The organism is Streptomyces venezuelae ATCC 10712 (assembly GCF_008639165.1).
GTDB classification, from domain to species: Bacteria; Actinomycetota; Actinomycetes; order Streptomycetales; family Streptomycetaceae; genus Streptomyces; species Streptomyces venezuelae.
The window spans coordinates 5,734,129-5,747,336 of sequence record NZ_CP029197.1 but is presented as its reverse complement, the minus strand read 5'-3'; the positions used below and the strand labels follow the sequence as shown (position 1 = coordinate 5,747,336).

11 protein-coding genes are annotated in these 13,208 nt (G+C 71.4%); 4 read left to right on the top strand and 7 right to left on the bottom strand.

Annotated elements, in window-relative coordinates:
* Positions 1-17: 17 nt before the first annotated feature.
* Positions 18-1,454 carry a gamma-aminobutyraldehyde dehydrogenase gene (locus tag DEJ43_RS26680; RefSeq protein WP_015036500.1) on the bottom strand — a complete coding sequence of 479 codons (1,437 nt, stop codon included), beginning with the start codon at positions 1,452-1,454 and terminating at the stop codon, positions 18-20.
* 190 nt (positions 1,455-1,644) lie between these two features.
* On the opposite strand from DEJ43_RS26680, the gene DEJ43_RS26675 reads away from it, so the two are divergent.
* The 4 genes from DEJ43_RS26675 (at position 1,645) to DEJ43_RS26660 (ending at position 5,585) form a co-directional block, all read left to right on the top strand.
* Positions 1,645-2,151: an Lrp/AsnC family transcriptional regulator gene (locus DEJ43_RS26675; RefSeq protein WP_041662919.1), complete on the top strand. Its 507-nt coding sequence runs from the start codon at positions 1,645-1,647 to the stop codon at positions 2,149-2,151.
* Positions 2,136-3,515: an aspartate aminotransferase family protein gene (locus tag DEJ43_RS26670; protein ID WP_181399518.1), complete on the top strand. Its 1,380-nt coding sequence runs from the start codon at positions 2,136-2,138 to the stop codon at positions 3,513-3,515. Before DEJ43_RS26675 ends, DEJ43_RS26670 begins: the two co-directional genes overlap by 16 nt.
* Positions 3,516-3,723: 208 nt before the next feature.
* Complete coding sequence (locus DEJ43_RS26665) at positions 3,724-4,452, top strand: ABC transporter ATP-binding protein (protein WP_015036497.1); 729 nt, start codon at positions 3,724-3,726, stop codon at positions 4,450-4,452.
* Entirely contained in the window at positions 4,434-5,585 is a 1,152-nt protein-coding gene (locus tag DEJ43_RS26660; protein WP_015036496.1) for a hypothetical protein, read from the top strand. Before DEJ43_RS26665 ends, DEJ43_RS26660 begins: the two co-directional genes overlap by 19 nt.
* A 110-nt stretch (positions 5,586-5,695) precedes the next feature.
* On the opposite strand, the gene DEJ43_RS26655 is transcribed toward DEJ43_RS26660, so the two are convergent.
* From DEJ43_RS26655 to DEJ43_RS26630, 6 genes are all read right to left on the bottom strand, one after another.
* A complete protein-coding gene (locus DEJ43_RS26655; RefSeq protein ID WP_015036495.1) occupies positions 5,696-6,343 on the bottom strand; it encodes a dihydrofolate reductase family protein in 648 nt (215 codons plus the stop codon).
* 82 nt (positions 6,344-6,425) lie between these two features.
* Complete coding sequence (locus tag DEJ43_RS26650; protein ID WP_015036494.1) at positions 6,426-7,454, bottom strand: ABC transporter ATP-binding protein; 1,029 nt, start codon at positions 7,452-7,454, stop codon at positions 6,426-6,428.
* Positions 7,454-9,067 carry an ABC transporter permease gene (locus DEJ43_RS26645; RefSeq protein WP_015036493.1) on the bottom strand — a complete coding sequence of 538 codons (1,614 nt, stop codon included), beginning with the start codon at positions 9,065-9,067 and terminating at the stop codon, positions 7,454-7,456. Before DEJ43_RS26645 ends, DEJ43_RS26650 begins: the two co-directional genes overlap by 1 nt.
* Before the next feature lie 38 nt (positions 9,068-9,105).
* The gene (locus DEJ43_RS26640) at positions 9,106-10,200 is read right to left on the bottom strand and encodes a thiamine ABC transporter substrate-binding protein (RefSeq protein ID WP_015036492.1); all 1,095 of its coding nucleotides are present in this window, start codon (positions 10,198-10,200) and stop codon (positions 9,106-9,108) included.
* A gap of 222 nt (positions 10,201-10,422) precedes the next feature.
* Complete coding sequence (rlmN, locus tag DEJ43_RS26635) at positions 10,423-11,529, bottom strand: dual-specificity RNA methyltransferase RlmN (RefSeq protein ID WP_015036491.1); 1,107 nt, start codon at positions 11,527-11,529, stop codon at positions 10,423-10,425.
* Between the two features lie 47 nt (positions 11,530-11,576).
* Complete coding sequence (locus tag DEJ43_RS26630) at positions 11,577-13,193, bottom strand: MFS transporter (protein WP_015036490.1); 1,617 nt, start codon at positions 13,191-13,193, stop codon at positions 11,577-11,579.
* Between the last annotated feature and the right edge of the window lie 15 nt (positions 13,194-13,208).

Sequence of the window (13,208 nt, the reverse complement as noted above, 5' to 3'; positions counted from 1 at the left end):
TCGGTGCCGGCGGGGGCTCAGCCCAGCGAGGTCATCACGTGCTTGATGCGCGTGTAGTCCTCGAAGCCGTAGGCCGAGAGGTCCTTGCCGTAGCCGGACTTCTTGAAGCCGCCGTGGGGCATCTCGGCGACCAGCGGGATGTGGGTGTTGATCCACACACAGCCGAAGTCGAGGGACTTGGACATGCGCATCGCGCGCTGGTGGTCCTTGGTCCAGACGGAGGAGGCGAGGGCGTACTCGACGCCGTTCGCGAACTCCAGGGCCTGCGCCTCGTCCGTGAAGGACTGGACGGTGATGACCGGGCCGAAGACCTCGTTCTGGACGATCTCGTCGTCCTGCTTGAGGCCGGAGACGACGGTCGGGGCGTAGAAGTAGCCCTTGTCGCCGACCCGGTGGCCGCCGGCCTCGACCTTGGCGTGGGCCGGGAGGCGGTCGATGAAGCCGGTGACCTGCTTCAGCTGGTTGGCGTTGTTGAGCGGGCCGTACAGCACGTCCTCGTCGTCCGGCTGGCCGGTCTTGGTCTCGGCGGCCGCCTTGGCGAGCGCCGCGACGAACTCGTCGTGGATGGACTCGTGCACGAGGACGCGGGTGGCGGCGGTGCAGTCCTGGCCGGCGTTGAAGAAGCCGGCGACGGAGATGTCCTCGACGGCCTTGTCGATGTCGGTGTCCTCGAAGACCACGACGGGGGCCTTGCCGCCCAGCTCCAGGTGGACGCGCTTGACGTCCTTGGCCGCCGACTCGGCGACCTGCATGCCGGCGCGGACGGAGCCGGTGATGGAGGCCATGGCGGGGGTCGGGTGCTCGACCATCGCCTTGCCCGTCTCACGGTCGCCGCAGACGACGTTGAAGACGCCCTTGGGCACGATCTGGCCGATGATCTCCGCCATCAGGACGGTCGACGCGGGGGTCGTGTCCGAGGGCTTGAGGACGACGGTGTTGCCCGCGGCGAGGGCCGGGGCGAACTTCCACACGGCCATCATCATCGGGTAGTTCCACGGCGCGACCTGGGCACAGACGCCCACGGGCTCGCGGCGGATGATCGAGGTCATGCCCTCCATGTACTCGCCGGCCGAGCGGCCTTCGAGCATCCGGGCGGCACCCGCGAAGAAGCGGATCTGGTCCACCATCGGCGGGATCTCCTCGCTCGCGGTGAGGGCGACCGGCTTGCCGGTGTTCTCGACCTCGGCGGCGATCAGGTCCTCGGCGCGCTCCTCGAAGGCGTCGGCGATCTTGAGGAGTACCTTCTGGCGCTCGGCGGGGGTGCTGTCACGCCAGGCGGGGAAGGCGGCCGCGGCGGCCTCCATGGCGGCGTCGACGTCGGCCTGCCCGGAGAGCGGGGAGGTGGCGTACACCTCGCCGGTGGCCGGGTTGACCACCTCGATGGTGCGGCCGTCGGCCGCGTCGCGGAACTCCCCGTTGATGTAGTTACGCAGCCGGCGCAGCTCGGTGGTCACTTGCCACCCCTCCTGTCACGTTCTGTCGGCGCACTTCGTTGTGCGGTGTCCCGATGGGCGAGACACCTCAGCCTAGTCGCTCGACTGACGCTTTCAACAGCCCCGACCCCCCTCAACTTCGGATTCGGTGCCGTGAAGACCCTTCCGCAACGAATTTCATCGCTCTGGGGTTGCATGACTGCCCATCTCGGTGCACAGTGAAGTCGTGGCCAGTCGAAGCACAGACTCCAGAACCGGAACCGGTTCGTCCCCGACGATCGACGCCGTCTCCCTGGCGATCATCGAACAGCTCCAGGAAGACGGTCGCCGCCCCTACGCGGCGATCGGAAAGGCCGTGGGCCTCTCCGAAGCCGCCGTACGGCAGCGCGTCCAGAAGCTGCTCGACCAGGGCGTCATGCAGATCGTCGCCGTCACCGACCCGCTCACCGTGGGTTTCCGACGGCAGGCGATGGTCGGCATCAACGTCGAGGGTGACCTGGATCCGGTTGCGGAGGCACTCACGGCCATGGCCGAATGCGAGTACGTGGTGATGACCGCGGGCTCGTTCGACCTGATGGTGGAGATCGTCTGCGAGGACGACGACCACCTGCTGGATGTGATCAACAAGCGCATCCGCACACTGCCCGGCGTGCGCTCCACCGAGAGCTTCGTCTACCTCAAGCTCAAGAAGCAGACCTACATGTGGGGAACTCGATAATCGTGACCCAGGACCTCTCCAAGACCGCGTACGACCACCTGTGGATGCACTTCACGCGCATGTCGTCGTACGAGAACTCGCCCGTACCCACCATCGTGCGTGGTGAGGGCACCTACATCTTCGACGACAAGGGCAAGCGCTACCTCGACGGTCTCGCGGGTCTCTTCGTGGTCAACGCCGGACACGGCCGCAAGGAACTGGCCGAGGTCGCGTACAAGCAGGCCCAGGAGCTCGCGTTCTTCCCCGTGTGGTCGTACGCCCACCCCAAGGCCGTCGAGCTCGCCGAGCGCCTCGCCGACTACGCGCCGGGCGACCTCAACAAGGTCTTCTTCACCACCGGTGGCGGCGAGGCCGTCGAGACCGCCTGGAAGCTCGCCAAGCAGTACTTCAAGCTGCAGGGCAAGCACACCAAGTACAAGGTCATCTCGCGTGCGGTCGCCTACCACGGCACCCCGCAGGGCGCCCTGTCCATCACCGGTCTGCCGGCCCTCAAGGCCCCCTTCGAGCCGCTGGTCCCCGGCGCGCACAAGGTGCCGAACACCAACATCTACCGCGCCCCGATCCACGGCGACGACCCCGAGGCCTTCGGCCGCTGGGCCGCCGACCAGATCGAGCAGCAGATCCTCTTCGAGGGCCCCGAGACCGTCGCGGCCGTCTTCCTGGAGCCGGTGCAGAACGCCGGCGGCTGCTTCCCGCCGCCGCCCGGGTACTTCCAGCGGGTCCGCGAGATCTGCGACCAGTACGACGTGCTCCTCGTCTCCGACGAGACGATCTGCGCCTTCGGCCGCCTCGGCACGATGTTCGCCTGTGACAAGTTCGGCTACGTGCCGGACATGATCACCTGCGCCAAGGGCATGACCTCGGGCTACTCCCCGATCGGCGCCTGCATCGTCTCCGACCGCATCGCGGAGCCCTTCTACAAGGGCGACAACACCTTCTTGCACGGCTACACCTTCGGTGGCCACCCGGTGTCGTCGGCGGTCGCCCTCGCCAACCTCGACATCTTCGACAAGGAAGGCCTGAACCAGCACGTCCTCGACCAGGAGGGCAACTTCTTCGACACCCTGAAGAAGCTGCACGACCTCCCGATCGTCGGCGACGTCCGCGGCAACGGCTTCTTCTACGGCATCGAGCTCGTCAAGGACAAGGTCACCAAGGAGTCCTTCACGGACGAGGAGACCGAGCGCGTGCTCTACGGCTTCCTCTCCAAGGCGCTCTTCGACAACGGCCTGTACTGCCGCGCCGACGACCGTGGCGACCCGGTCATCCAGCTGGCCCCGCCGCTGATCGCCGACCAGGGCACCTTCGACGAGATCGAAGGCATCCTGCGCTCGGTGCTCACCGAGGCCTGGACCAAGCTCTAGGAGCGCACGGTCCCCAGGCATCACGCCGCCCTCACGGCGTGACCTCCGGCCCGGGCATGCCGCCATCCGAGTGGATGGCGGCGGCCCGGGCCGCGTGCTGTCCGTACAAACGGATCCGAATACTTACGGTGCCCAGTGACCGACAGGCCCGTCCCTTCGTTCCCCCGGACGGGGGACACAGATCGGATCCGACATCGAGGTGTACGCGATGGCCCCACCGGACAACGACGTGCTCTGGGCGCGTTCCCTGCACTGCGCCCTCGGCGGCTCGGACGCACTCAGCGGCGTCTCCCTCGGCGTCCGCGAGAGCGAGATCCTCGCCCTCGTCGGCCCGCGCGGCAGCGGCAAGACCACCCTCATGCGCTGCCTGTCCGGCCAGCTCCTCGCCCAGCAGGGCGAGGTCTGGTTCAACAGCAGCCCCGTGCACACCCTGAGCCCCGCCGCGCGCGAACGGCTCCGGCGCGACCGCTTCGGCTGGATCGACCCCGAACCCGCGCTCGTCCCCGAACTCACCGGCTGGGAGAACGCCGCCCTGCCGCTGCTGCTCCGCGGTGCCTCCCACCGGGCCGCGAAGACCACCGCCCTGGAGTGGCTCGAGCGCCTCGACATCGGCGCCGGCGCGCGGAAACGACCGCACGCCCTCACCCACTCCCAGCGCCAGCGCATCGCCATCGCCCGCGCCCTGGTCACCACCCCCTCCGTGCTGTTCGCCGACGAACCCACCGCGACCCTGCACCGCGCCGACGGCGCGCAGGTCCTGCGCACCCTGACCGCGGCCGCCCGCTCGCACGGCATCACCGTGCTGCTCGCCACCCACGACGCCGAGGTCGCGGCGCTCGCCGACCGCACGGTCGCACTGCTCGACGGACGCCGGGTCGGCACCGTACCCCCGGTGTCAGGGGCGGAGGGCGTCGCCGCGTGCTCGCTCTCCGTCTAGCCCGCGGGGCCCACCCGCTCGTCCAGACCCGGCGGCTCCTCGTCGCCCTCGCCGCCGCCGGGGTGGGCTTCCTGCTGCTCTGCACCCTCGGGTACGCGGTCGGCCACCCCGAGCGGTCCTCGGCGGCCGTGCTGCGGCTGCTCTGGTGCGTCCTGCCGCTCGCCGCGACCGTCCAGTTCGCCGTCGCGGTGGCCCGCACCGACCCCAGCACCCGCCCGCGCCCCGGGCTCTCCGCGATCGGGCTCGGCCCCGCCCGGCTCACCGCGATCGCCGCCGCCTCCACTGCCGTCGCGTGCACGCTCGGCTCCGCGGTCGCGCTGCTCTTCTACCTGCACCTGCGCGGGGACATCACCGGCCTGCCCTTCGACGGGGCCGCCGCCGACCTCCTCGCCGCCGACCAGCCGCTGCCGCTCGCGGCCGCCCTCACCCTGCTCGCGGTGGTCCCCGTCGTCGCCGCCACCGCCGCCGGCCTCTCGCTGCGCCCCCGCACCAGGCCAGCCGCACCCGAGGGCGCCGAGAAACCGGTGCCGTCCGGGCTGCCGTGGGGCATCGCCCTGGTCGCCGTCGGCCTCGCCGTCGAGACCTACGCCGGCCGCGCCGGCTCCGGCGACGGCCTCCCGCTCCCGGGCCGCTTCGACGGCAGCCCGGCGGGCGTCCTGGCCGGCTGGGTCCTCACCGCGGTCGGCCTCGCGGTCGCCGGACCGGGCCTGGTGCACGGCTGCGGCCGGCTCCTCCAGGCCGTCCGGCCCGGCGCCACCCGGCTGCTCGCCGGCCGGGTCCTGATGGACGAGTCCCGCCGTATCGGCCGCCCCCTCGGCGTCGTCAGCGCGGTGCTCTCCGGCACCCTCGCGGCGGCGGCCCTGTACGACGCGGACGCCGGCGCCGACGCCTTCGGGCCGCTCACCGCCCTCGGCGCCGCGCTGATCGTGGCCTGCACCTCCGCGACCCTGCTGACCGCCGCCCTGGAATCCCGGCAGGGCCGCGCCCACACCACCGAGGCCCTGCTGCGCATCGGCGCCCCGCCCACGGTCCTCCGCTCGGCGGCCCTGCTGCGCGCGGGCGTCCTGCTCGCCGCCTTCCTCCCCCTGACCTGGGCGGTCGCCGAACTGGCGGCCCTGCCCCTGACGGGCTGAGCCCCGCCGCCGAGGGCCTGAACGGACGGGGCGGAGGCACGGGGCCGCGCGTCCCACGGGCACGGGGGCGGCCTCTGGGACGGGCGACCGCTGGCGCTGAGCCCTCCGGGTCACCTCCGCCAGTAGATGTGGTGCGTCACCTTCCCGCTCGGGCTGGGCACGATGTCGCGGTGGTAGCGGTCGAGCAGTTCGTCGGGCGACTCCCAGAGCCGTACGCCCGCGCCGAGCTTCACCGGCGCCACCGCGACGTGCAGGGTGTCGACGAGGCCGGCGTCGAGGAACTCGCGGATGACGGTGGCGCCGCCGCCGAGCCGGACGTCCTTGCCCTTCGCCTCCTCCTTCGCCCGTGCGAGGACCTCCGCCGGGTCGGCGTCGACGAAGTGGAACGTCGTGTCGGAGAGGGTGAAGGAGGGGCGCGGGTGGTGGGTCATGACGAACACCGGCGTGTGGAACGGCGGCTCGTCACCCCACCAGCCCTGCCACTCGTGGTCCTGCCAGGGGCCGCGCTGCGGCCCGAACTTGTTGCGGCCCATGATCTCGGCACCGATGTTGTGGGAGAAGTCCCGGGTGAAGTAGTCGTCGAGCCCGCGGCTGCCGCCGGGCGCGGTCCGGTTGGGCCAGCTCGCCGTGGCACCCGCCCAGGAGAACATCTCCCCGGGATCCGCGTGCCCGAAGGGCCGTTCGAGGCTCTGTCCCTCCCCGGTACCGAATCCGTCGGACGAGACCATGAAGTTCTGGACTCTGAGCAGCTGGCCCACCGGGTGCCTCCTGAAGGTCGACGAAGGTCGCGAACAGACAGAAGACTCCCCCGGCGACCAGAACTCATCGGCCCCCTCGGTCCTACGGCGTGTCGTCCCCCAGCACCACCACGTCCTCCGTCCGGAAGTCCACGCCCACCTCGGCGCCCTCCCCCGGGACCTCCCGCAGCGGCAGCTCGGCGTCCAGCGGCGGTCCGTCCGCCGGGCGGAGCCGTACCACCACATGGCTGCCCCGGAAGGTACGGGACTCGACCGTCCAGGCCGGGGCCTCCTCCACGGGCACGATCCGCACCCCGCCCGGCCTGACGAGGAGCCGCCGCTCGCCCTGCGGCGCGTCGTCGGGCACCGGGATCTTCCCCCACACGGTCTCCGCGACGGCCCCCGTCACCCGCGCCGCCACCACGTTGTCGAAGCCGAGGAAGCGGGCCACGAACTCCGAGGCGGGACGGGACCACACCTCGACGGGTGCACCCGACTGGGCGATGCGCCCGTCCCGCATGACGACCACCCGGTCGGCGAGCGCGAACGCATCCCCCTGGTCGTGGGTCACCGCGAGGACCGTCGTGCCGAGCCGCCCGAAGAGCTGCCGCAGCTCCACGACGAGCCGCTCCCGCAGCCCCCGGTCGAGCTGCCCGAGCGGCTCGTCCAGCATCAGCAGCCGGGGCCGCGGCGCCAGAGCACGGGCCAGCGCCACCCGCTGCTGCTCGCCGCCGGAGAGCGCCGAGACGGCCCGCCGCTCGGCACCGGGCAGACCGACGAGGTCGAGCAGCTCCCGCACCCGCTCGGTCTGCTCGGCCTTCCCCGCGCCGTGCATCCGCAGCCCGAAGGCGACGTTGCCGCCGACGTCCCGCTGCGGGAAGAGCTGGTGGTCCTGGAACATCAGGCCGACGCCCCGCCGGTGCACCGGCACCCCGCGCTGGTCGGCGCCGCCGAGCAGCACCCGCCCGCCGTCGAGGGCCTGCAGCCCGGCGACCGCCCGCAGCAGCGTGGACTTGCCGCTGCCGCTCGGCCCGAGGACGCACACCGTCTCGTGGTCGGCGACCTCCAGGTCCACGGCGTCGAGGGCGGCCCGCGCCCCGAACCGTACGGTCGCCCCGTCGAGTCTCAGCATCAGAACTCCCCCGAGGTGCGTTCGGTCCGGAGCCGTTCGAGCAGCAGCAGGGACACCGCGCACACCACCATGAGGATCGTCGAAAGGGCCATCGCCTGGCCGTAGTTGAGTTCGCCGGGCCGGCCGAGGAGCCGGGCCACCGCCACCGGAAGCGTCGGGCTGTCGGGCCGGGCGATGAAGACGGTCGCGCCGAACTCGCCGAGGGACACGGCGAACGCGAACCCGGCGGCGATCAGCAGCGCCCGCCGCACCAGCGGCAGGTCCACCTCCCGCCAGGCCCGCCACGGCGAGGCGCCGAGCACGGCCGCCGCCTCCCGCAGCCGCTCGTCGACCGCCCGCAGCACCGGAAGCATCGTCCGTACGACGAAGGGGACGCCGACCAGGGCCTGCGCGAGCGGCACGAGGATCCAGCTGGCCCGCAGGTCGAGCGGCGGTTCGTCGAGGGTGATGAGGAAGCCGAAGCCGACGGTCACGGCGGACACCCCGAGCGGCAGCATGAGCAGCGCGTCGAAGCCCCGCACGAGCCGCCCGGCACGCCTGGTCAGCGCGGCCGCCGCGAGTCCGCCGACAACGAGGGCGATCAGGGTGGCGACGACGGCGTACCGGAGCGAGTTCCCGATCGTGTCGAGCAGCGGCACGAGGAAGGTGCCGGAGGGGTCCGGGGTCCGCAGGGCCCGGTAGTAGTCGAAGCCGTACCCGTGGGAGGTCGCGAAGGACCGCTCGACGAGCACTCCGAGCGGCAGCACGATCAGCAGGGCGACGGACAGCAGGACGCCCGCGAACAGCGCCCACTGGCCGGCGCCCCGGGGCCGCCGCGCGGTCTGCTCGGGCGCGACCAGCTTCAGCGCGGTCTCCCGGCGGCGTACGGTCCGGGCGTGCACGACGAGGACCAGGCCGACGGCGGCGAACTGCACCATCGTGAGCACGGCGGCCGTCGTCAGGTCGAAGCGGACCACGGTCTGCCGGTAGATCTCCGTCTCCAGGGTGGAGTACGTCGATCCGCCGAGGATCTGGACGACGGCGAAGGAGCTCGCGGTGAAGAGGAAGACCATCAGCGCGGCCGCCGCGACCGAGGGGGCGAGCGCCGGCAGGGTCACCGTCCGCCACGCCCTCCAGCGGGACGCCCCGAGCACCCTCGCGGCCTCCTCCTGCCGCGGATCGAGCTGCGCCCACAGACCGCCGACGGTCCGGACGACGACGGCGTAGTTGAAGAAGACGTGGGCGATCAGTATCGCCCAGACGGTGGTGTCGAGCCGCACGCCCCACAGCCCGTCGAGGAGCCCGCCGCGCCCGACGAGGGCCAGGAACGCCGTGCCGACCATGACGGTCGGCATCACGAACGGCACGGTGACGACGGCGCGCAGCAGCCCCTTGCCGGGAAAGTCGAAGCGCGCGAAGACGTACGCGCCGGGCAGCGCGATCAGCAGGGTGAGGCCGGTGGAGGCGAGCGCCTGCCAGCACGTGAACCACAGGACGTCGAGGATCTCCGGCCGGCTCAGCGTCTCGCCGAACCGGCCGAACTGCCAGGCGCCGTCGACCCGCAGCCCGCGCTCGACGATCGAGACGACGGGCCAGGCGAAGAACAGCGCGAAGAAGGCGACGGGCGCGGCCATCAGGCCGAGCCGCGCCGCGCTTCCCCGGCGGTCGGGGACTACTTCAGAACGAGCGACGACCACTGCTGGATCCACGGGTCACGCTTCTCGGCGATCTTCTCCGGCGCCATCGTCTCCGGCTTGCCGACGACCACGCCGTGCTTCGTGAACAGCTCGGGCAGGGCCGCGTCCTTCGCCACCGGGTTGACGAACATCTGGAGCGGCATGTCCTCCTGGAACTTCTTCGAGATCAGGAAGTCGATCAGGGCCTTGCCGCCCTCGGGGTTCTTCGCCCCGTTCAGCAGGCCCGCGAACTCCGTCTGCCGGAAGCAGGTGCCGGTGGAGACGCCGGTGGGCGCCTCCTTCGGCTGCGGCTCGCCGTAGAGCACCTCGACCGGCGGGCTGGAGGCGTACGAGACGACGAGCGGCCGGTCGCCCTTGGCCTTCTTGCCGCCGGCCGAGCCGGAGAACTCCTGGTTGTAGGCGAGCTCCCAGCTGTCGACGGTCTTCACGCCGTTCGCCTTGAGCTTCGACCAGTAGTCCTGCCAGCCGTCGTCGCCGTACTTCGCGGCCGTACCGAGAAGGAAGCCGAGCCCCGGGGAGGACCGCTCGGGGTTCTCGACCACGAGCAGGTCCTTGTACGCGGGCTTCGCCAGGTCGTCGAAGGTCACCGGCGGCGCCAGCTTCTTGTCGGCGAAGTACTTCTTGTCGTAGTTGACGCAGATGTCACCGGAGTCGATCGGCGTGACCCGGTGCTCCTTGTCGAGCTGGTACGCCGCCGGGACCCGGTCCAGGCCCTTCGCCTCGTACGGGACGAAGATCCCGTTGTCGAGGGCGCGGGACAGCAGCGTGTTGTCGACGCCGAAGAAGACGTCGCCCTGCGGGGCGCCCTTCGTCAGGATCTCCTTGTTGACGGCCTCGCCGGCGTCGCCGCTCTTCAGCACCTTGACGGTGAAGCCGGTCTGCTGCGTGAACGCGGCCAGCACCTCCTTGGAGGCGTTGAACGAGTCGTGGCTCACCAGGGTCACGGTCTTCGGGGCGGGGGCCCCGGACGGGCCGGCGGCCTTCTCGCCGTCCTCCGCGCCGCAGGCGGCGAGGCCGGTGACGCCGAGCGCCGCGACGAGCGCGACGGCGGCGGACTTCTTGATGCTCACTGAGATTCCTCCTGGGTGTGACCAGGAAGAGACGCGGCCCTGCCCACGACCGGCGGACCGGGCGCGGGCAGGGCGCAACAGCTTGAGTTAACGACCGAACTTCCTACCCAGAATGACCTGGGCAAGGTTCAGAGGGTCTGCGGTCCTACGGTGACCGCACTCTCAGCGCTGTGGCGCTCCCCTGTCGGAATATGGAGATGTGTTCGAGCTCAGACTACAAGGTCAGCGCTCGGCCGCGGCCAGCTGTCCACAGGCGCCGTCGATCTCCTGGCCTCGGGTGTCCCGCACGGTCACCGGCACGCCGTGGCGGGCGATGGCCTCGACGAAGGCCTTCTCGTCCTCGGGCCGGGACGCCGTCCACTTCGAACCCGGCGTCGGGTTCAGCGGGATCAGGTTCACGTGCACCCGGCGGCCCTTGAGCAGCCGGCCCAGCAGGTCACCGCGCCACGCCTGGTCGTTGATGTCCCGGATGAGCGCGTACTCGATGGAGATCCGGCGCCCGGACTTCTCCGCGTACTCCCAGGCCGCGTCGAGGACCTCACGCACCTTCCAGCGCGTGTTGACCGGGACCAGGGTGTCGCGCAGCTCGTCGTCCGGGGCGTGCAGCGAGACCGCGAGCCGGCACTTGAAGCCCTCGTCGGCGAACCGCAGCATCGCGGGCACGAGCCCCACGGTGGAGACGGTGATCCCGCGCTGCGAGAGGCCGAGGCCGTCCGGCTCGGGGTCGGTGAGGCGACGGATGGCACCGACGACCCGCTTGTAGTTGGCGAGCGGCTCCCCCATGCCCATGAACACGATGTTGGAGAGCCGCGCCGGTCCCCCGGGCACCTCCCCGTCCCGCAGCGCCCGCATGCCGTCGACGATCTGGTGCACGATCTCGGCCGTCGACAGGTTCCGGTCGAGGCCGGCCTGCCCGGTCGCGCAGAACGGGCAGTTCATCCCGCAGCCGGCCTGCGAGGAGATGCACATGGTCACCCGGTCCGGGTAGCGCATGAGCACCGACTCGACGAGCGTGCCGTCGTGCAGCCGCCACAGGGTCTTGCGGGTGGTGTCGTCGTCGCACGAGATGTGCCGCACCACGGACATCAGATCGGGCAGCAGCTCCCCGGCCAGCTTCTCCCGCGAGGCGGCGGGGATGTCCGTCCACTCGGCGGGGTCGTGCGCGTACCGCGCGAAGTAGTGGGTGGACAGCTGCTTGGCGCGGAACGGCTTCTCGCCGATCGCGGCGACGGCCTCCTTCCGCTCGGCGGGCGTGAGGTCGGCCAGGTGCCGCGGCGGCTTCTTGGCTCCGCGGGGGGCGACGAAAGTGAGTTCTCCGGGCTTGGGCATGGTGCTACCAGTGTCGCAGACGCGCGCCCGTGGCCCGGTTCGCCGTTTCAGGGGGTCGGTGAGCGGGGCTGGGTCCGGGGGATGCGGTGGGTGAAGAAGAGGGCCACGACGGACGCGCCGGCCAGGATCGCGAGGGCGGCCTTCAGGCCGTCCAGCCGGGCGGCGTCGTTCGCCTCCAGGGCGGCCTCGGACACTTCCTCGCTGGTGCCCGCCTCGTCGAGGGCGGTCGTCAGCTGGGCGTCCGAGAGGAACGGGACGCCGCTCTGCAGCTCGACGGCGGCCTGGCTCCTCACCTCGGCCGGGATCGCGTCGTTCCGCTCCACGGCGGTCAGGAACGAGGAGGTGAGCGCCGCGATCATCAGCGAGCCGGCGAGCGCCGTACCGATCGAGGAGCCGAGGTTGGTGACCGCGTTCTGGATCCCTCCGACCTCCGCGCTCTCCCGGTCCGGGACCGCGGAGACCGTGACCGAGCCGAGCTGGGAGGCCAGCGCGCCCATGCCGAAGCCGATCAGCAGCAGCGGGACCGTGACGATCTCCGCTCCGGCGTCCGCGTCCAGCGCGGCCATCAGGGCGACCGCGCCCGCGAGCAGCGCCAGCACCCCGATCCGCACCACCCGGCGCGGCGAGACGTCCGGGAGGAGACGCGGGATCAGGACCGCGGCGGCCAGCAGCGTCAGCGAGAGCGGCAGGATCCGCGCACCCGTCTGCAGGGCCGAGAGGCCGAGGGCCACGGAGAGGTAGAGCGGGACGACGAAGAAGACGCCCATCTGGACGAGGTACTGGAAGAAGAACATCGTCAGACCGCCGGTGAGCTGCCTGTTCCGCAGCATGGCCGGGTGGACGAGCGGGTCCCCGTCCCGCTCGACGAGCCGGGCCTCCCAGCGCAGGAAGAGGTACAGCAGGAGCAGGCCCGCCATCATCAGCCACACGGTCAGCGACACCCCGAGCCACGCGGGCGCGTCGGCCTTCGGCCGGACCCAGCCCCATTCGTCCGAGCGCAGCACGCCGTAGACGAAGACCCCGAGCCCGGCCGCGGACAGCGCCGCGCCGACGAGGTCGATGCGCGGGCGCTCCTGGTCGGTGGCGTCGGCGATGCGCCGGGCGAACACCAGGATGACGAGTACGACCAGGACCTCGCCGGCGAACACCCAGCGCCAGGAGAAGTAGGTGGTGGCGATGCCCCCGATGAGCGGTCCGAGCCCGATCGCCACGGCGCCCGCCGCCGCCACGATGCCGTACGCCGCGGCCCGGCCCTCGGTGGGGAAGTTGCTCGCCACCAGCGCCACGATCGACGGCAGGATGAGCGCCGCCCCGATGCCCTCGAGGAACGACCAGCCGAGCAGCAGCACGGGCAGGTTCGGCGCGAGCGCCGTGGTCAGCGAGCCGCAGCCGTAGATCACGCAGCCGATCATGAACGCGCGCCGGCGCCCGATCAGCACCCCGACCTTGCCTCCGGGGATCATGAACATCGCCATCACCAGCGTGTACGCGGTGATGGCGCCCTGGATCCCGGTCACGGTCGTGCCCACGTCGTCGGCCACGGTCGCGATCGCCACGTTCATGACGGAGCTGTCGAGGGCCATCAGGAACTGGCCCGCCGCGAGCGTCAGCAGGACGAGAGTCGCCCCCGCGGGTGCGCCGTCGGCGCCTGCCTTGGATGCCATGCACGCATTGTCACC

Excerpts from the sequence above, each read along its gene's own strand:
- DEJ43_RS26665 (WP_015036497.1), top strand. The coding sequence starts at position 3,724 with ATGGCCCCACCGGACAACGACGTGCTCTGGGCGCGTTCCCTGCACTGC.
- rlmN (WP_015036491.1), bottom strand. The coding sequence starts at position 11,529 with ATGCCCAAGCCCGGAGAACTCACTTTCGTCGCCCCCCGCGGAGCCAAG.
- DEJ43_RS26645 (WP_015036493.1), bottom strand. The coding sequence starts at position 9,067 with ATGGCCGCGCCCGTCGCCTTCTTCGCGCTGTTCTTCGCCTGGCCCGTC.
- DEJ43_RS26650 (WP_015036494.1), bottom strand. The coding sequence starts at position 7,454 with ATGCTGAGACTCGACGGGGCGACCGTACGGTTCGGGGCGCGGGCCGCC.
- DEJ43_RS26630 (WP_015036490.1), bottom strand. The coding sequence starts at position 13,193 with ATGGCATCCAAGGCAGGCGCCGACGGCGCACCCGCGGGGGCGACTCTC.